Here is a 20,406-nt window from a genome sequence, read left to right on the forward strand (position 1 = left end):
ACGAGTTAGTCACGCAGCAGGATGATGATCAACGTCTAACTGGATCATCACGGAGTGTGCTGAAACCGGGTGTCTGCTGACTGATCTTGAGATCTGAAACCCGACTTCTACACCCAACTAGAAGCCCGTCGCTTTGATTATCCATCCTGCTGGCGTGCACCAATACCCTGAGCGAGTGGGCTTACACCGGCGCTGAACCTGAAACTAACTGGGACTATAAAGTAACCCGCTGTTTGAATAGGACAGAGGCTGGTTAACCGATGAATGTCTAGTGCCCCAGACCCACCTGCAAGGAGCAACCCGGTCTGGCAGTGGTAACCCCCCACGTTAAGAGAGCCTCAATAGGTGTTTGCTGTAAGCCACTCACAGCCAACGATGACAGATGAAGTAGGATCACTGGCTCAGGGACTTGTTATTGGCCGCTGACGCGGCCAATAAAAAACACTGCGGCCTATTGACAGAGAGAAGGCTCATAGGTGTTAGGCAATAGACTTAGAAAGCCTATCAAGTGCCTCTATCGCGGCACGGGCAGATTCGTTCCATTGTTGTCTATCAACCTTCGGTTGCGAAAGGTCAAGGTAAACACCATCAATTAGAGATCTCGTCAGCGCATGAAGATCAGAAGATATGTGTCCTGCAACTATAGATCGGGCTTGTTTGCTAATAGCACCAACCCGCTTCATTGCCTCGAGTGCGGCTAACCTAAACTCTTCGAAATCATTTTCACTTGTGAAAGGTCCAAATAATGCCTTTTCACCAAAAACTAATAGTTTGCTCACTTCCTCCAATAAAGAAACGGTCGTTTTTTGTGCCTCACTGCGGGTGCTGGCCACTTCCGCATCGATTTCATTTAAACGTTTTTCAATTTTCTCCAACTTATTGCTTATTTCTGTGACCAACTGCTCAGCGCCTAATGCTTTTTCCCGCCCAAGGTCAATTAAAACTGGGAATTCACCCGATAGAGCTTTCGGTAAAACAATTGTCTTGACCTCGAAGACCTCAGCAAGAATTTCAATTACCTCTTCACGGTCCGCTCCAGGCCATGGGCCAGGACTGTTGTTATCTAAGATTAATATGTCATGGAGCTGATTCTGAAGGTTATGCGCCTTCTTAGCCAAGGCGTTCATTGCCCTGTCCAGCATATCTGGTTTTGCATGCGTCCTGAGTTCTTCAAGATTGGTTAGTGTAATATTAGTGCTTGTTGCCATACGAACCGCACCAGCTTGGAACCCAGACTCCGAAAGCAAAAAGGCACGATCCGCACCAACATCCTGCGCAATCTGGCTCAGAGCAAGAACCTTCTCCTTTGGTACTGCGTTCTTCCAGTATTTGCATTCAATTAACCAATTTGCATCAATACCAAGGACGTTGAATGTCACCCAAACGTCTACACTATGAGTACCTCTGGCGCCATCTACTTTTTTTTCGATCTGTGTATTGCAACCTAAAGAACGGAAGAACTCCGCCACTTCCTCTTGGTATTCTTTCCAGTTTGATGCCATTAAATTGATATTCCTGTTGTGGTGCCTAACGAGGCTGTAGAAAAACCCGATTTCGAGCCATCTCCACCGCCTCTCGTCCTAATTTACTTACTCAGCCAGTCATCTGGCTGAGTAATCTTATTAACGGCATTTAGCCACTAGAGCGCCCAACTAAAGCTTGTTGAAGACGGCCTTGTGCTCTTAAAAAGCAACTTACCCCGTTCTAAGGCCGTCATGACGCGGCTAAGTGGCCATAATTCGCTAACTTCTCAATATTGTGCACCAAGCAGTAGAGCTGCCACTGACCTTGCACCTTTTTCTTACCCCGAAGACTGAAGCGGTTCAGTCTTTTCGTCGTGCCAATGTTGCCGAATCCGGCTCTACGACTGACATACGATGGCTGTAGATTTCCTTGCCCTTCGGGCTATCCACTCGGTGTTTCATCCAGTCGGTGTAATTGGGTAAGCGTTTGTTCTCGATAATAAAAGACACTTGTCGTCCTGCGCCATTGCGATGATCGGCCGAGCTCGGGTTCTGCATGCATCGGTATTTCTTTGGGCAGTGCCGACATTGCAGCAGACGCCCTTCAAAGTGTACCCGGATCTTGCCATTGTCAGTTTCTCGTTGCCCGCGATAGGACAGTTTTTCGCCAGTTGGGCAAATACACGTTAGCTCTACCGGATCAAACTGGAACGCGTTGGCGGGCGTCGTCTCTCGCCAGCCTTTATCTGGTAAGTTCTGGTGGCGCTTGCCGTATTTGTTTTTCTGGTCGGCGAATTTCGGATCTCGGCTGCGGAACTGATTGTCGGGGATGTAGCCGTTGATCTGCTGTTCGTGCAGATACTTCATATTGGGTTTACTCGTCTCATCCATGAGACTCGCCCTTCGGGCCAGCCTGCGGCTGTTCAAATTTATTCCCGATAAATTTGTCGTTGGCGAAGCCGGTATCCGCGGTGACGACGGTGCCTTTCTGGTAGATGTTGTCCGCAATTCCTAGCTTCTTAAAACGGGCTTCGACCGTTTCCAGTACGGGCTGCAAAGTGTGATGTTCCTGGCCTTCGCCAAAGGCCTGGGCATCGATGACGATCTGGTGTTTTTTATCCACCGTGGCTACACCGTTATAGCCTTGAATCGTGCCCTTGCTGGTCGTCATTTTGGCACTTTCGTTATCTGTGAGATTACTCTTCACTTCCTTGATTCGCTTTCCCCGGCCCATCCTTGGGCTGTGCGTCTTTAGGAAACGATCCACTTTATTCATGGCGGCATCTAGCGAGAGAATCGTCTTGGCCCGTCGGATATCCCGATCCAGATCGGCTTCCGTTTCGGCTTCATCACGCGCGTAGTGCTCCAGTAGGTGATGCCGAATCAGACCTCTCAATTTGTCCCGTTTCTCGCCCAATTCTTTGAACGTGCCAGACCACTCTTTGGAGGCGTCGGAGGACATCTTGCAGCCGTCAATGGCAAAGAGCTCGTTACCCAACAAGCCTTGTTCGTGGCACACCAGTAGCACTTGTTCGAATAGCGCTTAATCTCATCAGCATGCCGACTGACGAAGCTGGCCAGTGTGGTGAAGTGGGGAACGGTATCGCAGGAAAGGGCTTTGAAAATGATATTGGTCTCACAGCACCACTGCATTTCACGGCTGGAGGTGATGCCTTTTGAGTAAGCAAACAGGATGATCTTTAACAAGATAGCCGGATCATAGGCCAATCGACCGGTTGCATCGTTACGGTACTTGGGATGGAAAACGGACAAGTCGAGCTTGTGCTCGATCAGGTAGTGTACGGCGTGTTCAAAGGTGCCTGGCTGGAGCTGATCTTGGTAGTTGATCACCACCATGGCGTTCTGATCGTAGTTATAAGCCTTGAAGCGCGGCATGCTGACCACTCCTCATCTGTTTTTTTCGATCCTACCAAAACTTAGCCGTCAGTGGGGTTTTTATACAGCCTCAACGCCGCGCACACGGGCGACAAAAACGCGCCAGCGGGTTTGGCGTCCCAGCGACCAACGGGAGCGAGTGCTGCGCCTTGTTAGCGGCGACAAACACACTACCCAAGCGGCACTGCCGCCATGCGATACCGAACAAAGGCACCCATGTGCAAAATTAAAAACTTAACCAGCCAAGTACGATACAACGAAATGACTGGAACCTTAAAAACCTATTGCAAGCGGAGCCAATGCGCCAAAAGGAACAACGTTACCGAACCATCAGAGATTGCACCTTGCCAACAAACTTGCATACTTTGACTGCTTGGCTTTGCCGCTATAAAAACAAAACGCGAGCAAGGGCCAGATTAGAAAACTTTACCACCCTTAACCACCCCGAAAGCGGCTAACGCCCTTCATCAGCGGTGCAACCGTAGGTTGCATCCGGCGCCGAAGGCGCGAACTGCATGAGATTGTTATGTGCCATTGCCCGGATTACCTTGAGCAGCATTGTTGGTAGCCACTAGCTCCTTGGCTCTTTCTACCATTTTCGAATCAGTAGAAGTAAGCACGAGCTTTTCATCCGCTGGGGTTCGGATGGGCACCTTGTTGCCAAAGAAGTCTCCGAGCAAACTATTCTGCAACTCAACTTGTATGTCATGTAGGAATGCCGCGACATCGTATGCTGCCTCCCCAAATGAGTTTGCCTTCTCTTCTAAGATTGTAACGGCGCCGTCATCCAAAACTAATAGATTCTCTGCTTCTTTGATTCCGTTATCCGAGAGAAGAACATGTGGCAAAACATTTAGTATTGGTAAGTATCGCTCTGACAACTCCTTTAGCTTGATAACGAACACTGCACGAAACACGGTTAAGTGTGGTGAAGCAATCTCGAACTTTTCTAGTGAACTAGCAACAGCCCATAGCCTGCGGTTAATTTCTTTAAAGTCATCATGGAGAGCTTCTACTCGAAATGGGGGCGGAACATAATTCCTATCGGGGCTCACATTTTTTCTCGCTTCGTCCAATGCGCCAACTACCATCCAAAGTGATGTGGCTATACCGGTAGGAGAACTGCCCTCAATTTGGGACGTGATGTTTTTGTAGATAGCTACTTGCAGCTCATTCCGATGATTCTCCTTTTGAAGTTCCCGTTGTTTAGTCAGTTGAAAACTAATCCCCCAAATAGCACCAATGAACCCGAAAAGTTGAATTAAGGTCGCCCAATCGTAAGTTGGGTCAAAAATGAAAAATTCCTTCATAAAGTATCCCTATCTGCACGGACCGCTGATCGCACATAACGCCCGCAGCACGCGCGGCTTAGTAATGGAGGCGCAGCCGCAATGGAAAAGCCGTCGCTGTGACTGCGATTGTTAGGCATTTTTATTATAAGCTCGAAAGCAGTGCTTTTATGCCAGCCCATACGCTGGGTTGCGCAGCCGTTGCTAGCAAACTACCTATGGCGCCTTCTGTAATGTTTTTAATTGTTGCGAACGCGTGCCTCAATATTTCTTTATTCGGCTCGTCAATAAGCTGAGCCTCAATTGTTGCTAGTTGAGCATTTACTTTTCTTTCATCTTGAGCTGACAAATGTAAATCAGCAATATTTTCCCGAAATGAATTTACAAAATCAATCAATTCATCTTTTGGCATTGGTGCATAATTTGCTGTGACATTTTGAGTTGAACCAATGCCTTGAGTTATTGGTGAATTTATAGCTTGGCCAATATTAATATAATTGTGATTGATTGTTTCAGCATTACGCGGCTGTGATGCCGTACTTGAAGGACAAGCATCGAACCCTATTTGAGTTAACCTGAAAGAAACTCCACCTTCCAACACATCCACAAGCCCTGCCTCTGCTGCATACTCCATTCCCGGAACGAAATCCTCCCATTGCAATCCCTTTTTGTGCCAAACGACGATAAAATTATTGATTCTTAGAACGTGGTCTGGTCGACAATTAAAGTGATTCACAAATATATCCAAGATTCTTATAGCTGTTTCTTGAGGGGTCGGAATTTTTGCCATATTCGATGTCCTTTTATTTCCTAACGCTCGCATTTGCGGCAGGTTTGGAGCTCAGCGGAAAACCTGTCCGACAACATGCGCTTGTTACCTGCCGGTTAGTTTAAACCATAGGAATCTGATTGTTCCCATGTTTTTTAGTTTTTCTAACTGCAACTCCAGATTGGACACCAAGCTATCTTTTTCTCTTAAAGACCTGCTCAACTGGTTCAGTCTTCTTGCATGCTCTTCTGAAGAGTTTCTTTCTTTGTCAAGAAGCTCTTCAGAATTACTAAGTCGCTTCTTTAAATTCTCAACCTGCTCAAACAGATCCGCATTTTCTTTTTCTAAATATATCATTGACTTAGGATCTGACAAGACCTTACTCCATAAATAGTGTGATAGGTGCTCTTTTAAAAAACTAACATAATCTTTTTCTAAGTCGGGTGTGGTGTTTTCTTCAGGTATTCTATACGCCAATTTATCGTTGACACTAACTTCAATAACTGGAATACCAAGGGCCTTTAAATCTTTTAATTTTTGCCCTACAACCGGGTTCGTATTATGAACCTCAATACCAAGAACTCCATTCCATTTGAGCTGATACTCAGATGGCGAAGTAAATTTAACGAACACATCAAGATCATAATATCTATCACCAATGCGTACGCGTTTTTCAGTTTGAGCTTCAGTGAATTTAACTTCAACGTCCTTTTTTAAATTATATAACTTAAGAGTGGTATGACTTAATTCGCTTATAGCCATTTTATAGAGGTAGTGAGCCAGTGACTCCCCACCACCTAGCCTTTCTATCTCAGCCTCTTGCCCGCGATTATAAGCAAACGAGAACGTCCCTTTAGTGCTTTTACGAATATGCATTCTAAGACGAACACTTTCAGGAGAATGAGTACTATAATATGTTCGCCTCCTCCACTGACCTGGCTCTTCTTTCTCTTTAGCCAGAGCGGCATACAAACCGATCTTACGCCATTCAGTGCCTTCTTTATAAAAAGCCCATTTTTTCATCTATCGCCCAATTCTCCTAGGCATGTAACGCAGCCAGCACGCGCGGCTTTGTAGTGAAGGCGAAGCCGCAACGAAAAAGACGTCGCCGTGCCTGGCCTTGTTAAGCGCTGATCATAGGACACGACAAAACTATTGGAATATTTGGAATACCATGGCATACTAAAAACCATCATGATATTCCAAATATTCCAAAAGGAACGACAATGACCTACACAACGTACATTCAACAAGAACAGCAGCAAGTAAGCAGAGAAGAGCTCGCCCGCTCACGCCAAGCTATTACTGAAATGGAGCACCATTACAGCAATTACGAAGCTCAAGTCCGCATGATGCAAAACAACATGAAAACCGATGAAGATGCTCTAAAATACGCAAACTTGATGCTCGAACTGAATAGGTGCAGAGACAACCTTCGGCGTCATATCGATTCGTATAATGAACTTGTAAGAATTGCAAATGTACAGTTCCCCACAACTAGGCTTAGCGATCAGGTTAAACGCGAAATCTATCACCTTTACCACTCCAATCGATACACACAAGTGCAGCTCGCTCAACAGTACGGAATAGAGCAGAGCACTGTGAGTAAGATAGTAAATGGTCAACCACCGGCATAGCTTCTGGGTCTCTGCTTAACGCCCGCCATAAACGGCGCGAGGAACGAGTGTCCGGCGACCGCAGGGAGCGAATTTAATGGCTTGGTTATGTTTCTTCATCACCAAGCTCGGACATTCGCAATAATTGACTGCTACGCCTTACTGTCAGAATATCGATCTGGTCTCTGACGCTGTAAATAATTCGATACGTTCCAAATATCACCTCCCTGATGCGACGTCCCCCCACTTCAGGAACGACGCGTCCACTTTCAGGGAAGTCCGCCAGCCGCTCCACAGTGTCAAATATGCCATCAACCCACTCAACCGCAGCGCTGGGCTTATCTTCAGCTATGTATTGGGCGATAGCGTTCCAAGGCAAGCGGAGACCAAACAATCCTCATTTTTCCAGTCTGCCCAAAACTCGTGCTTTTGCCTCCTCATGGGAGATGCCTTCTCCACTAGCTATCTGCTCTTCGGCTTTGTAGACCTCCTCAAGCAGCTCTAGGCGCTCTTGCATCCTCTCGTACTCCTGGACATCTACCAGTACGGCAACTCCACGCCCCCTCTGCGTTAGCACCATAGGGCGTCGGGTTTCATGGATCTGCTTTACAAATGTGGCAACACCCGCCCGAAACTCAGACAGGGGGCGGATATCTTCATCGACGCGAACTCTTAGCATAGGAATCACCTGCGTACACCCAGTCGTACTCTTAAGCGTACGCCCGCTGCGCAGGATTGGCAAGAAAGCGGCGCTATGAAACATAACGCCTGTAGCTGCGGCAAATTTCGAGCGCAGCGAGTAATTTGTCCGACAGCCTACACTTGTTATGTGCATAGCCTTGCGCAATGCTATTTCGCGGAGTGCTCATAAGTACCCTCTACTAATCATCTACATCAGGGTGCTCTAAGGTCAATGTATTGCCAGTTACTGTACAACTTTTGTAATGCTCAAAATTTGCCTCCAGCGCTTCAATGACTTCTTCATTCAGTGCTTCTTCTGGCAATTTATACGTGGTCGTTGTATTGCCTGCCTTATGGTCATAATTGGCTTCAACCTTTATTGAGTCAATAAGGTCTTTAAGTTCATCGCTAGTCATATGAATATCCTCTTCTGTAACTTGTTGTGAATTATTCGCCGCTATGATTTTTTTGCACATAACAGTGATTCTACGCCCCGCTGCAAAACCTCAATAAACGCGACGGCGCATTGATTGAGGCTTTGCAGCCACATAGTTTGACTCTACCCCATTGATTCTTCGGATGGCAAAGCAAATGTCGGCTGTATACCCAAGATTCGTGTGCTTGCGCGATTTGCTATTTTCAATAACACTGTACATACAAACAGTATCAAAAGCCACGTGGGTGCAACCTATGAAACTGATGGAGAGGGTGAAGGCTGCTCTCAGAGTCAAGCGCTATAGCCTTCGCACTGAGAAAACCTATTGCTACTGGATTCGCTTTTTCATTCGCTTCCACAGAATGCGGCATCCTACCACCATGGCAGGCAATGAAGTACGCCAATTTTTGGCGTATCTCGCGATTGAAAGGCGCGTTGCTGCAGGTACACAGAACCAAGCTCTCAATGCCATCGTATTCCTCTATCGCCACGTTTTAGATCAACCACTGGGTGAGATTGGCACGTTTAGTCGAGCTAAACGACCTCAGCGCCTGCCGGTGGTGCTTTCTCACCAAGAGGTTATAAACATTAAGCGCTCATATTCAGTTGACAGAGCAGCAGCTTGCCTCCCGTATTGAAACCAACGCAATTCCTGTATCACTGCCCTACGCGCTGGATCGAAAATATCCAAATGCGGGCATTTCCCTTGCTTGGCAGTGGCTTTTTCCTTCATCCAAGCCGTGTTTCGATGACGACAACCGGATAGTGCTACACCACATTCATACTTCTGCCGTACAAAAAGCCGTTAAATATGCCATGCGATCTTCTTCCCTAACACGACCAGGGTCATGCCATTCTTTACGGCATAGTTTCGCAACGCAGTTGATTAGCCAGGGCACTGACATTCGCACGGTTCGAGGAAAACTGGAGCGTCTAGGCGTTCGGATATTTGCTGGTGCAGTCGGCAATCGGCAAGGATGCAGCGACCCGCTCAGTCTGAAGGTCGCATCAGTTCCCATGCTTCGGTGACAGTCGCATAGTCGCGGTAGCCCATGCGCGCGATGGGCCGCGCTTTAACGGTATCAAAACGTCTATCCCGAATGAACGCGTCATTGATATGCGTGCGAACCACCTCACCCAACACAAGATAGCTGTTGGTCAGACCGCCATGCCGGTCGCGCAACTGCGTGGTCGACAGCGTGACACATTCCAGCGCGGCTGGGCTTTCGGCAACAAAGGGGGCGGTGATCTCGATGCTGTGCCCGCGCGTCAGCCCGGCTGCGGTAAATTCATCCGCCCCGTCGGCCAGCGAGGCCGAGGTCACATTCATCGCCTGCGCCAGAGCTTCGGTCACCAGCGAAAAGGTGAATTCCCCCCGGTCACGCGCATTGACGACCGAGTGTTTGTCCCCCTCAGACGTAAAGCTGATCATATGTGGACTGGTCCCGTGCAGCGTGAAAAAGCTGTAGGGCGCAAGGTTGGAAATACCATCCGCATTAAGCGTGCCGATCCAGCCGATGGGGCGTGGCGCGATGATCGCCTTGAACGGGTCGTGTTTCAACAGGGGGGGCCGGTCGATTCCGTAGTGCATTCATATCTCCTCTCGGCGGCGGGAAATGTTCGGGGTTGCGGGGAGTGGCGGCCCCGCGCTCAGGCGCGGTAGGCCACTCCGTCGCGCCCGGGATCGGCGGCGCCGGTGACCTGGCCATCGCGCACCGCAATTGCATGAACCCAGCCAAAAGTATAGCCATGGGGGTTACGCTGAACCGCATAGCCAAGCGCTTCCAGCGGTGCCAGCACATCGCGCGGGATGCGGTTGCACACATCGATCCGGTCTGAAGTGGCCGAAACCCGGGGCGCAGCTACGGCACGGTCGATATCCATGCCGAAATCGAAATGGTTCACGATCGCCTGTAATACCCCCATCACGATCTGCGTGCCGCCCGGCGCCCCCAGGATCAGGCGCGGCCCGCTGGCGTCATGCACGATCGTCGGGGCGGATGCGGTGAAACGTGACTTGCCCGGCGCCAGCGATCCAGGCTTGCCGGGCCGGGGATCGAACACGCTCATGCAGCCGTTGAGCATAAAGCCCGTGCCTCGAGGCATAACGCCCGAGGGCATCGCCAGCGAATGGGTCAGCGCCACACAGCAGCCGTCTGCATCACGCACCGACAGATGGGTCGTGTCGCGCGGGACGGGGACGTGGGTGTTCAGGCGCGGCACATGGGCCACCTCGCCCCTGCGGATATCATCGGCCATCCGGGCGGCGCGCCCCTTGTCCAGAAGCATTTCCAGCGGCACGTCGCAAAAGTCCGGATCGCCGACGTAGCGGTCCTTGTCCACCGTTGCGCGTTTCATCACCTCGCACAGGATGCGAATATATTCGGGGCTGTTGTGACCCAGCGCGGGCAGATCGAAGTTTTCCAGGATGTTCAGCATCTGCAGCAGCATGATCCCGCCGCCGGGCGGCTGGTTCGTCGCAATCCGCAAGCCATGATAGGTGCCCTCCAGCGGCGACCGGAACTCTGGCCGGACGGCGGCAAGATCCGCGCGGGTGACTAGGCCACCACCCTGTTCCATCGCCTCGACCACCAGATCGCCGATGGGCCCATCATGCAGCGCATCGGCCCCGTCACGGGCGATTAGGCGCAGAACCTCCGCGTAGTCAGGGTTGACGATTAAAGTGCCGACGGACTTCGGGTTGCCATCCGCATCGCACAACAGGCGCCTTCCGTCCTCGGAATACCGCAGCCGGTCGCGTGTCGGCGCGCGGCCATAGCCATCGCCTTCCAAAAAGAACGTGTACATCGCGGGCCGCACGACGTATCCCTCCTGCGCCCAGCGGATCGCGGGGGCGACAACATCGGCCCAGGGCAGCCTGCCGAACCTCTGGTGCGCGACCTCATAGGCGCGCAGGCTGGCGGGCACCGCGACCGCGCCCGCACCAAGGTCGTTGACCCGGCCCCGCAACAGGAAGCCGAAACCGTCCGGCGCCTCGCCCTCGACCAGACCGGCCCACATGTCTTCTGTCACGGCAGCGGGGGCGGGGGCGTGAAAATCCAGATACTCCTGCCTGCCCGTCGCCGAATCATAGATCGCCATGGAGCCGAAGCCCGCGATCCCGCACATCAGCGGGTCAACCACCGTCTGCGCTAATGCGGTCGCGATGGTGGCATCGACGGCATTGCCACCGGCCCGCAAGATCTCGACCCCGCTTTCGGCGGCCTCGGGCTGCGGCGCGACGACCATTCCCTTGTCAGTCATGGTATATCTTCCTTACAGTTTCACATCATGTCGTGGGCGGCCCCAGTCGGCGGCCTCGGCGGTGGCCTGCGCCACGTCTTCTTCCAGCATCAGCCCCGCATCGACGAGCCTGCGCGCCGCCGCGCCGATCGCGCGCGCATAGCCCGCGGCATCGCCATAGCGTTCGGTCACTGATACCCGCGGGTCGCCGGTCTGCGCGCGCTCATCTTCGCGGGTGGGTAGCGGGATATAGCTGCCGGTGATGCCTTCCAGCGCACCCAGCCCGAAGGTGGCATTGCGCAGGCTCCAGCCGGTATAGGTGCCCAGCGGCGCCTGCACCATAGGCACGCGGATACCCGCAATATCGTTGCCGTCAGTATCGGTGGCAGGAACCTGCACGCAGTACTCTCCGCCCGGCAGATCGGGCGGATCTTTCGCGATCAGGCCACAGTCGATGTCGGGGCCGAAATCCATCAGCTCCAACCTGCTGGGACCGCGCGGCAGCGCTACGCCGGGGATCTGCGGAAACCCGGCTTTCCAGTCATCAAAGGAAACCAGCGTACTATCTGACCTGCGCGGCATCCGACTGTCAGGCGGCGCGATGCCCTGCGTCACCCAAGCGTCAAGGTTATCCAGCGTCGCGCGGAACAGCATCGAGCTGGCGGCGACGTTGAAATAGGTCTGGCTCATGCCATGGCCGGGTTGTTCGACCTTTGGCGCGGCGAAATGCTGCGTGCTGGCCCAGTGATAGACCCGCACGCCGTCAGGCAGCGGCAGATCGCGGCCTTCGGTGTCGGTATGCACCAGCGAAGCGCGGCGGTGCCAGTATTCAGCGGCGGTGTCGGTATGGATCACCTTGGGGTCGGTCGCAGGCCGCTTCAGGATGCCATCGACCACGCCGGTCAGATGATCGGTCGATACGGCATAGGCAAAGGGAAAGCGGTCGGCAGGTGAGAAATGGTTCTCGAACTCCTGCCCCGGCAGCAGGACGAGGTTGGCAAAACGGTGGTTCATCCACATCTTGCCCGCTCCCGCCACATGCGGCAGCACGCCGTCGAACACGCGACGGCCTGCGGCATCGGCGTTGAAGCCCAGATACAGCGCATCGCGGATGCAGCGCCCGGTCTGCGACCGGCCCCATGCATAGGCGTAATCCACCCGCCCGCCGTTGTCCTTCAGAGGGTTTGGCGTACCATTGGCATCGGCATCGCCATATTTCAGGAAGGATACCGCATCGCGCACCGCTAGATGGCCCAGCCCCAGCACCTGCGGGTCGCGCGCTTCATAGACAATCTCGTAGATCCAGCCGGTCTCGAATCCTTCGGGCAGATAGACATGGCTATCGGATGGCACGACGGCGTTTTCCGTCCCCTGATTGTCGACACCCGGGCCCCGTTCCACCCGCGCGAAGGACCAGCGGTCGGCGGAAATATCCTCACGCGGGCTCCAGGCATAGCGGCGGCGACTGAGGCGCGCGCGGCCGGTGTCGGTGGAGACAGCGGGGTTTGAGCGCGCCGTTACCAGCGAACTCAGCGGGAATACCGTGACCCCTGGCCCGCCCGCGATCAGTTCGGTCCGCACGGTACCGGTCAGCGGCGCGTCGCCATCGGTGGCGACGGGCACATCGAACAGCATCCGCCCGTCACCCGGCAGCAGATCGCCCTGCCAGCCCATCCAGAGAATGTGATAGCCCCGCCGCATCAGGAAGCCGTTGCCCGCATCCGCCACTGTACGCGGCGCATTGGTCTTTGGCGCGTCGTTGAAGAATTGAAGCGCGCGCTTGTTGCCGCGGTTGCCATAATCATAGAACAGCCGCCCGTTACCGCGCGCGCCATCGACCGGGCGCAGGATCTCGAAATCTGCAGCGCAGTGCACCAACCCGTCCGCGTCGCGCGGTGCCAGCGCGATATCGGTCACTGCCGCCTGCGCGGGTGCCAGCGGATCTACCGCGAAATGCACCCGGCCCCGGATATGTTCATAGGCGCCGGTGTCGCCAAAGCCCGCGCCCTCTGCAAAGGGCGCGCGGTGATGAATGTCGAAGGTGATCTTGTTGGTCATGTGGGACAGTCCATGGGCAATCGGGGAAAGGGAAATCACGTCAGTGCGTCGGCGGTTTCGGGCAACGGGTGGTGGCAGCGGAAACTGCTGATGCCGCTGGCGGTCGCCCCGGGCGCGACGGTCGCGCAGCGCCCGTCATCAGCGCGTGGGCAGCGGGGGTGGAATGCACAGCCGGATGGCGGATTGACGGGATTGGGAAATTCGGCCGCCAGCCCCAGTTCGGGCACCCCCTGCCCCGCCTTCGCGGGCAGCACGGCGCGCAGCAGCGCCTGCGTGTAGGGGTGGCGCGGCGCGCGGAACAACGCGCGGGCATCCCCCTCTTCGACAATCTGGCCCAGATACATCACCGCCACCCGGTCAGCCAGATGGTGGATCACCGACAGGTCATGGCTGATCAGGATCATGGTGATCCCCCATTCCCGTTTCAGCCGGTTTAACAGGTTGAGGATCTGGCTCTGCACCGAGACATCCAGCGCCGAGGTCGGCTCATCGCAGATCAGGATCTCGGGTTCCGCGATCAGCGCGCGGGCGATGGCCACGCGTTGCCGCTGACCGCCCGAAAGCTGGCCGGGATAGGCGTCGATCAGATGCTGGGGCAGGCCGACCGATGCCGCAAGTTCGCGTACCTTTTCGCGGCGCGACCGGGCCGTGCCGGTGCCGCGCACGGTCAGAGGCGCGGCGATGGTGGCCGCAACGGTCATGCGCGGGTTCAGCGATGAATACGGGTCCTGATAGACCGCCTGGATCAGTCGCGCACGGTCCAGCCGGGTGTAGCTGTTCAGCGCCCGTCCGCCGATGCGCACGGTGCCTGAACTGGGCTCTTCGATACCCAGCAACATCCGTGACAGCGTGGACTTGCCGCAACCGCTTTCGCCGACAAGGCCCAGCGTCTTGCCCTTTTCAACCGTCAGGTCGATGCCACGCAACGCCTGAAGCGTGCGACGGCGCGAGAAGATGCCGCCGACGGCATAGCCCTTGGTGACGGCATTCATTTCCAGCACGGTGTCGGTCATGCGATCTCCTCGGTCAGGCGCGTCCACACACCGGGATCGCGCGCGGTGGTGTCCGGCGTTAGTACGCAGCGCATGCTGTGCGGGGCCACGCCCGGGGATGCGACATCGCGCATCGGCACGGCGGCTTGCGTGCAGACGGGCTGCGCATAGGGGCAGCGCCCGGCAAAGCCACAACTGTCCCGCGGTCCGGTCTGACGCGGCACGATCCCGGGGATGAAGCCCAGATCATCGCCGGGCTGCGTTTCGCCCGGATGTGGCAGCGATTGCAGCAACCCCTCGGTATAAGGATGCAGCGGCCCGGCCAGTATCTGGTCGCAGGTGCCGCTTTCCACGATCTCGCCGCCGTACATCACGATGATGCGATCCGCGACGCCCGCGACGACGCCAAGATCATGGGTGATGATGATCAGCCCCAGCCCCATTTCCTCCTGAATGTCCTTCAGAAGCCGCAGGATCTGCGCCTGAATGGTCACATCCAGCGCCGTCGTCGGTTCATCCGCGATGATCAGGTCGGGCTCGCACAGAAGCGACATAGCGATCACGACCCGCTGGCGAAGCCCCCCCGACAACTGGTGCGGGTATTGCCGCAGCCGATCCGCAGGTGACGGGATGCCCACCCGGGTCAGTAGATCCAGCGCCCGCGCCATCGCGCCCTTGTGCGAGATGCGGCGATGCTGACGCAGGATTTCGCACATCTGGTTGCCGATGGTGTAGCAAGGGTCGAGCGCGGTCATCGGGTCCTGAAAGATCATCGACACGCGGTTGCCCCGCAGCCGCCGCCACTGGCGATCCGACGCCTGCGCAAGATCCTTACCATCAAAGACATGTTCCGCGACAGTGGGGCGGGCCGCACGGGGCAGAAGACCCATGACCGCCAGTGCCGTCAGGGACTTGCCGCAACCGGATTCGCCCACGATGGCCAGGGTTTCGCCGCGCGCCACCTCCAGGTCGACACGGCGCACCGGGTGCAGCATACCGTTGGCTAGCGGAATATCGACCTTTAGATCGCGGATCTTCAGCAGTTTTGCGCTCATGCCTTGCCCTCTGGTGTGGTGATATCGCGCAGGGCGTCGCCCAGCAAGTTGATCGCAAGGATCAGGCAGACCAGTGCCACCCCAGGGATCGCGATCATCCATGGCCTGAACAAAAGCTGACTTTTCGCCTCGGCGATCATCAGTCCCCAACTGACCAGCGGCGGCTGAACGCCCAGACCCAGAAACGACAGCGACGCCTCCAGCAAGATCGCATGCGCCAGCTCGATCGAGGCGACGACGATCAGCGGGCCGGTGATATTGGGCAATATCTCACGCAGGATGATCCGCAGGGTTGAACTGCCGATGGTCCGCGCCGATGTCACGAACTCGCGCCCCACCAGCGCCTGGGTGGCGGACCGGGTGACAATGGCGAAACGATCCCACAGCAACAGGCCGATCACCATGACCAGCAGCGTCAGCGAATTGCCCATCACCGCCACGACCACCAGCGCCACCAGAACGACCGGCAGCGTCAAGCGGATATTGATCAGGAAGTTCACCGTCAGATCGACCCAACCGCCGAAATACCCCGCCGCAAGCCCCAGCGAGACGCCGATGAAGCCCGACACCAGCACGGTCAGGAATCCCAGCATCACCGATGTGCGCGCCCCGAATAACAGGCGCGAGAACACGTCGCGCCCCAGGTTGTCAGTGCCCAGCAGATGCGCGGTACTGCCGCCCTCGGCCCACATCGGCGGCACGAAGCGCGCGCCAAGGCTTTGCACCGCAGGGTCGTAGGGCGCAATCAGCGGGGCCAGCAGCGCGGCCAGCACGATCAGCAACAAGATGCCGCCGCCCGCCCAGAAGCCGGTGTGTTTCAATGCGCGGCGCAGCGCGACCTGTCCCGGCGACAGCACCGCAAGGGGTGCTGTGGCAGCGGGATGCATCGCAGATCCGGGGGTATGTGTGTCAGTCATCTGATCCTCACGAGACGCGGATGCGCGGGTCGATTGCCGCGTTCAGCAGGTCGGCGGCAAGGGTCAGCACGGCATAGGCGGCGGCAATCACCAGCAAGATCGCCTGAATCACCTGAATGTCGGCGCGCTGGATCGATTCCCACGCCAGATAGCCGATCCCCTTGAGCGAGAAGACGGATTCGACAATGATCGACCCGCCCAGCATGAAACCCATTTCAACCGCGGCGATGGAAACGATGGGGGCAATGGCATGGCGCAGCGCGTGACGGATCACCACCCGCCAGGGCGACAAGCCATAGGCCCGCGCGGTGCGGACATGATCCGATTGCAGCGCCTCCATCATCCCCGACCGGGTCAGGCGCATGATTGATGGCGTCGCGTAATATCCCAGCGCCACGACCGGCAGGATGAAATGCTGCCACGTGTCCCCGCCCGAGATCGGCAGCACGCGCAGCCAGACGCCGAAGACATACATCAGCCCGATGGCCACCAGAAACGACGGCATTGCCTGCCCCGCCACCGCCAGCCACAGGGCAAAGCGGTCGATGATCGTGTTGGGCCAGAGCGCGGCCGCAACGCCCAGCGTGATCGACAGCACCAGCGCGAAGGCCAGCGCTGAAACGCCCAGTGTCGCGGTCACGGCCAGCCGCTCAGGTAACAGATCCGCCACATCGGTGCGCAGGTAGTAGGATCGCCCGAAATCACCCTGAAACAAGCCGCCCACCCAGTCCAGATACTGGACCGGCAACGGGCGGTCGAAACCGAAAGTGTCACGGATGACGCGGACATCCTCGGGGCTGGCGCCATCGCCCGCCATGGTGGCCGCGGGGTCGCCGGAAAGATGCAGCAGAAGGAATGCCAGAATTGACGTGACGGTCAACACCGCCAGCATCACCCCTAACCGCTTCAGGATATAAAATGCCATACGACCTCGCTGTGCCGGGGCAAAGGTGCCCGGCCCATAGCTTGGGAGATTGGTGAAAGTATGTTGCAGGAACGCGGGAACCGACTTTGGCGTTCCGCACATGCGGTATCAGGATGTCAGAGTGGGGCGCCATTGCGATGGATGCACGCGCCCCGCTCTGCTTGGCCGGATCGGGTGGTTACTTCCAAGATCCCAGGTAGAAATGCGCCAGTTCGTCATCCGTGATCGGATAGTCGAACGCATCGTTGAAACCATAGGTTCGCGCATAAAGGAACAGCGGCACCTTGTAGGCCTCATCCGCGATGCGGTTCAGCGCCCGGGAATAAAGTGCGTTGCGCGCCTCGGGGTCGGTTTCGACATTCGCCTCTTCCAGCCAGCGGGTGACATCCGCATCGCGGGCATAATCCATCTCGCCGCCGTCAAAGTAATACCCGGTCGAGGCAGACACATCGAGCACCCCGTTCGACCCCCATGTCAGGTTGCCTAGTTCAACCTCACCACCCGCCAGCGCAGGCCGCAGCGCGCCCCATTGCACGAAGTTCAGATCGGCATTGATGCCCACCTCGCGCAGGTAGTTCAGAATGACTTCGGCATACTGACGGTCGCGGTAGCTCCAGAACGGCAGGGAAAGCCCGTCGGCATAACCTGCTTCGGCCAGCAGTGCGCGGGCCTTTTCGGGGTCATAATCGTATTGAGTCACATCGGTTTCGCAACCCGATTGCGCTGGCGCGCAAAGTGAGGGCAGCACGCGAGCCCCGTCACCCACCAGGTTTTCGACAATCGCTTCGCGGTCGATGGCATGGGCAATGGCCTGACGTACCCGCACATCGGTCGTGGGGGCGTCTGCGCCGCTGCGGCCCGCGGCATCCAGTTCCAGAAACGACATCCGCAGCGTCGGCGCGGCGACAACCTCGATCCCGTCCATGGTGGCCAGCATGTCGACATTCTCGGTCGGCACACCCCAGATCCAGTCGACACCGCCGGTCACCAGTTCGGCGATCTGGGTTTCGGGATCCTTAATGGTGCGGAAGACGATGGTACCGATCTGCGGCATACCCTTGGGGCTGTCGGCGAAGTAACCTTCGTTCTTTTCCAGCGTCAGGCCGTCGCCTGGCGTGAATTCCGTCATCTGATAGGGGCCGGTGCAGACCGGCGTCACTGCACCGTTGTCACGGCGCTGCGCACCATCGGCACCGGGCACCACGGGGGCGTTGTCGTAATGTCCGTCCGGAAAAATCGGCATAGTGCCGGTCATATATTCCAGCGCCGCCGGGGTGGGTGACTTTGCGTGGATGCGTACTGAATTGGGGCCGGTCACCTCGACATTGTCGATCCAGCTGGTCAGCTGCTGTGTCTGGCTTTCATTCGCGGGGTCGGACACGAAGTTCAGTGTATAGGCCACATCTTCGGGGCCAAAGGCCCGGCCATCATGAAAGGTTACGCCTTCCCGCAGCGTGACATCCATGGTGGTCGCATCCGTCCATTCCCATGATGTTGCCAGCAGCGGCTCATAGGCATCGGTCAGCGGATCGCGGTAGATCAGGCTGTCACACATCGCATAGGTGACAATCAGCGTTTCGCGCAGGTTGGCGAAATAGATATCGGCAGACCCGATCTCATTCGCGGTGGTCCAGGTAAACGTGTCATCAACCTTGCCCGCCATGAGCGGCTCGGTCGAAACGGCGAGAAGAAGGGCACCAGTCAGGCCAATACGTGCAAACATTTTTTGTACCTATTGTTTTGCCCCGACACCCGGTGACATACCCCCCGTCCCCCTGAACCGGCAAGGTTCAGGGCATCGCCAGTTTCGACGATGGGGTAAGAGCGCGGGCGCCTGAGAACTATCAGGCTGCCGCCAGTGTAAGGCTCGTTTATGATAATTTGAGACTAGCAATCCTTGTGGGCCTGGGCAATTTCGTGTTGTGTATCAGTTCATGCATTTCCCGTTAAGGAGGAACCAATGAAACTTCGAGGCCTTGAAGCCCTGCGCGCCTTCATGGAGGGCGGAAGCCTGAATGTGGCGGCAGAACTGATGAACTGCACGCAGCCGCAGGTCAGCCGCCTGCTCACCGCGCTGGAGGAAGAGGTCGGCTTTCCCCTTTTCGACCGCAAGGTGCGGCGGCTGGAACCCACCGACGAGGCGCGGCTAATCTACCAGCAAGTCGAACTGGCGCTGACGGAACTGGATGAGGTGACGGAAACCGCGAACCGCCTGCGCATGGGGCTGAAAACCCATGTACGCGTGCTGGCCGCGCCCTATGCGCTGGACGCGCTGTTTGTGGAGCCGCTGCGGCGGCTTAGAGATGACTATCCGCAAGTCACCGTCGGGATCGACATGCGCACGCGGTTGGAGATCAACCCCTCACTCAGACGCGAACGTTTTGACCTGGGCGTGGCCACCCTGCCGCTGGAATCGGATGCGCTAGACTGCGCGCCGCTGGCACAGGTACCCATGGTCGTGGTGATGAGTGCGGATCATCCGCTGGCGGCGCGGCCCCATGTGACGGTGCATGATATGGTGGGCGAACCACTGGTGTCCAACGCAACGAACACGCTGGTCCGGCACGTGTTGCAGCAGTGCTTCGATGAGATCGGCGCGCGCCCCGACATCCGCTACCAGACGCCGAATGGCCCGGTTACCTGTGAACTGGCGGGGCGGGGATTTGGCCTGGGGCTGGCGGATGGGCTAGTCGCGCGCTCCTGCCTGCGGCCCGGCGCCGTAATGCGCCTGTTCTATCCGGTCAGAACCATTCCCTACGTGCTGTTCTTTCCCCGCTGTCAGACCCGCAGCCAGGCCACCCGGACGCTGGCTGCGTATATTCACGAAGAGGCTGCGCGGCAGATTACGCTATCACCCTTTGACGCGGTCACGGCCTGATATCGCATTGCCCTTAAAAGGGATCATCCTCAATTTGTGTGGTGGAGCGGAAGCATTCGAGCCTTAACCCGCCTAATTCACCGGTCTGAACCAGTTGCTTAAAAAATTATTGGGGGTACATAATTGATAGAAGAAGGAGATTCCCAATGGCCCCAGGCAGTGAGATTGAGTTCGACCTGCGCAAACAG

Annotated in this window: 21 protein-coding genes and 1 pseudogene; 4 read left to right on the top strand and 18 right to left on the bottom strand. The window is 56.2% G+C overall.

Translation table 11 applies throughout. The features are described from left to right. Window positions 1-479: 479 nt before the first annotated feature. From J7J49_RS05640 to J7J49_RS05660, 7 genes and pseudogenes are all read right to left on the bottom strand, one after another. The gene (locus J7J49_RS05640; protein WP_215090919.1) at window positions 480-1,502 is read right to left on the bottom strand and encodes a restriction endonuclease; all 1,023 of its coding nucleotides are present in this window, start codon (window positions 1,500-1,502) and stop codon (window positions 480-482) included. 211 nt (window positions 1,503-1,713) lie between these two features. Next, window positions 1,714-2,354 (bottom strand): annotated as a pseudogene (locus J7J49_RS22450) (transposase). Next, window positions 2,347-2,925, bottom strand: coding sequence for a hypothetical protein (locus tag J7J49_RS22455; protein WP_251048166.1), 579 nt, complete (start codon window positions 2,923-2,925; stop codon window positions 2,347-2,349). The pseudogene J7J49_RS22450 and the gene J7J49_RS22455 overlap by 8 nt, the downstream one beginning before the upstream one ends. Further along, a complete protein-coding gene (locus J7J49_RS22460) occupies window positions 2,856-3,359 on the bottom strand; it encodes a transposase (protein ID WP_251048167.1) in 504 nt (167 codons plus the stop codon). Before J7J49_RS22460 ends, J7J49_RS22455 begins: the two co-directional genes overlap by 70 nt. Window positions 3,360-3,883: 524 nt before the next feature. Continuing rightward, window positions 3,884-4,669 carry a hypothetical protein gene (locus J7J49_RS05650; protein WP_215090921.1) on the bottom strand — a complete coding sequence of 262 codons (786 nt, stop codon included), beginning with the start codon at window positions 4,667-4,669 and terminating at the stop codon, window positions 3,884-3,886. A 124-nt stretch (window positions 4,670-4,793) separates the two neighbouring features. After that, window positions 4,794-5,438 (bottom strand): hypothetical protein, encoded by a 645-nt coding sequence (locus J7J49_RS05655; RefSeq protein WP_215090923.1) that lies wholly within the window; start codon window positions 5,436-5,438, stop codon window positions 4,794-4,796. Window positions 5,439-5,522: 84 nt separating this feature from the next. Next, a complete protein-coding gene (locus J7J49_RS05660; protein WP_215090925.1) occupies window positions 5,523-6,440 on the bottom strand; it encodes a hypothetical protein in 918 nt (305 codons plus the stop codon). A 203-nt stretch (window positions 6,441-6,643) separates the two neighbouring features. Between J7J49_RS05660 and J7J49_RS05665 the strand changes: the two genes are divergently transcribed. Continuing rightward, entirely contained in the window at window positions 6,644-7,054 is a 411-nt protein-coding gene (locus tag J7J49_RS05665; protein WP_215090927.1) for a helix-turn-helix domain-containing protein, read from the top strand. Window positions 7,055-7,139: 85 nt separating this feature from the next. Here J7J49_RS05665 and J7J49_RS22765 read toward each other — a convergent pair whose 3' ends face one another. The 3 genes from J7J49_RS22765 to J7J49_RS05680 all read right to left on the bottom strand — a co-directional run bounded on the left by J7J49_RS22765 (window position 7,140) and on the right by J7J49_RS05680 (window position 8,130). Further along, window positions 7,140-7,427 carry a type II toxin-antitoxin system RelE/ParE family toxin gene (locus tag J7J49_RS22765; protein WP_215090929.1) on the bottom strand — a complete coding sequence of 96 codons (288 nt, stop codon included), beginning with the start codon at window positions 7,425-7,427 and terminating at the stop codon, window positions 7,140-7,142. 3 nt (window positions 7,428-7,430) lie between these two features. Beyond that, window positions 7,431-7,712, bottom strand: coding sequence for a type II toxin-antitoxin system Phd/YefM family antitoxin (locus J7J49_RS05675; RefSeq protein ID WP_215090931.1), 282 nt, complete (start codon window positions 7,710-7,712; stop codon window positions 7,431-7,433). A gap of 202 nt (window positions 7,713-7,914) precedes the next feature. Next, the gene (locus J7J49_RS05680; RefSeq protein WP_215090933.1) at window positions 7,915-8,130 is read right to left on the bottom strand and encodes a hypothetical protein; all 216 of its coding nucleotides are present in this window, start codon (window positions 8,128-8,130) and stop codon (window positions 7,915-7,917) included. 274 nt (window positions 8,131-8,404) lie between these two features. On the opposite strand from J7J49_RS05680, the gene J7J49_RS05685 reads away from it, so the two are divergent. Together J7J49_RS05685 and J7J49_RS22770 are read left to right on the top strand one after the other, a co-directional pair. Continuing rightward, window positions 8,405-8,788, top strand: coding sequence for a phage integrase N-terminal SAM-like domain-containing protein (locus J7J49_RS05685; protein ID WP_215090935.1), 384 nt, complete (start codon window positions 8,405-8,407; stop codon window positions 8,786-8,788). Window positions 8,789-8,915: 127 nt separating this feature from the next. Then, complete coding sequence (locus J7J49_RS22770; RefSeq protein ID WP_353048345.1) at window positions 8,916-9,179, top strand: tyrosine-type recombinase/integrase; 264 nt, start codon at window positions 8,916-8,918, stop codon at window positions 9,177-9,179. Here the strand turns inward: J7J49_RS22770 and J7J49_RS05695 are convergent. The 8 genes from J7J49_RS05695 to J7J49_RS05730 form a co-directional block, all read right to left on the bottom strand. Next, complete coding sequence (locus tag J7J49_RS05695; RefSeq protein WP_215090939.1) at window positions 9,142-9,741, bottom strand: flavin reductase family protein; 600 nt, start codon at window positions 9,739-9,741, stop codon at window positions 9,142-9,144. The two genes, J7J49_RS22770 and J7J49_RS05695, sit on opposite strands and share 38 nt — an antisense overlap. A 59-nt stretch (window positions 9,742-9,800) precedes the next feature. Then, window positions 9,801-11,414: a gamma-glutamyltransferase family protein gene (locus J7J49_RS05700; protein ID WP_215090941.1), complete on the bottom strand. Its 1,614-nt coding sequence runs from the start codon at window positions 11,412-11,414 to the stop codon at window positions 9,801-9,803. A 12-nt stretch (window positions 11,415-11,426) separates the two neighbouring features. Continuing rightward, window positions 11,427-13,451, bottom strand: coding sequence for an alpha/beta hydrolase domain-containing protein (locus J7J49_RS05705; RefSeq protein WP_215090943.1), 2,025 nt, complete (start codon window positions 13,449-13,451; stop codon window positions 11,427-11,429). Window positions 13,452-13,486: 35 nt separating this feature from the next. After that, a complete protein-coding gene (locus tag J7J49_RS05710; protein WP_215090946.1) occupies window positions 13,487-14,464 on the bottom strand; it encodes an ABC transporter ATP-binding protein in 978 nt (325 codons plus the stop codon). Beyond that, on the bottom strand, window positions 14,461-15,498 hold the full coding sequence (locus J7J49_RS05715; protein WP_215090948.1) for an ABC transporter ATP-binding protein: 1,038 nt from the start codon (window positions 15,496-15,498) through the stop codon (window positions 14,461-14,463). The genes J7J49_RS05710 and J7J49_RS05715 overlap by 4 nt, the downstream gene beginning before the upstream one ends. After that, entirely contained in the window at window positions 15,495-16,385 is an 891-nt protein-coding gene (locus tag J7J49_RS05720) for an ABC transporter permease (RefSeq protein ID WP_251048168.1), read from the bottom strand. The genes J7J49_RS05715 and J7J49_RS05720 overlap by 4 nt, the downstream gene beginning before the upstream one ends. A gap of 37 nt (window positions 16,386-16,422) precedes the next feature. Further along, the gene (locus J7J49_RS05725; protein ID WP_215090952.1) at window positions 16,423-17,340 is read right to left on the bottom strand and encodes an ABC transporter permease; all 918 of its coding nucleotides are present in this window, start codon (window positions 17,338-17,340) and stop codon (window positions 16,423-16,425) included. A 178-nt stretch (window positions 17,341-17,518) separates the two neighbouring features. After that, window positions 17,519-19,063, bottom strand: coding sequence for an ABC transporter substrate-binding protein (locus tag J7J49_RS05730; RefSeq protein ID WP_215090954.1), 1,545 nt, complete (start codon window positions 19,061-19,063; stop codon window positions 17,519-17,521). Between the two features lie 237 nt (window positions 19,064-19,300). On the opposite strand from J7J49_RS05730, the gene J7J49_RS05735 reads away from it, so the two are divergent. Further along, complete coding sequence (locus J7J49_RS05735) at window positions 19,301-20,218, top strand: LysR family transcriptional regulator (protein ID WP_215090956.1); 918 nt, start codon at window positions 19,301-19,303, stop codon at window positions 20,216-20,218. Window positions 20,219-20,406: the final 188 nt, after the last annotated feature.

Origin of the sequence: Halomonas sp. ISL-56, from assembly GCF_018612805.1 — a bacterium.
Lineage (GTDB): Bacteria > Pseudomonadota > Gammaproteobacteria > Pseudomonadales > Halomonadaceae > Vreelandella.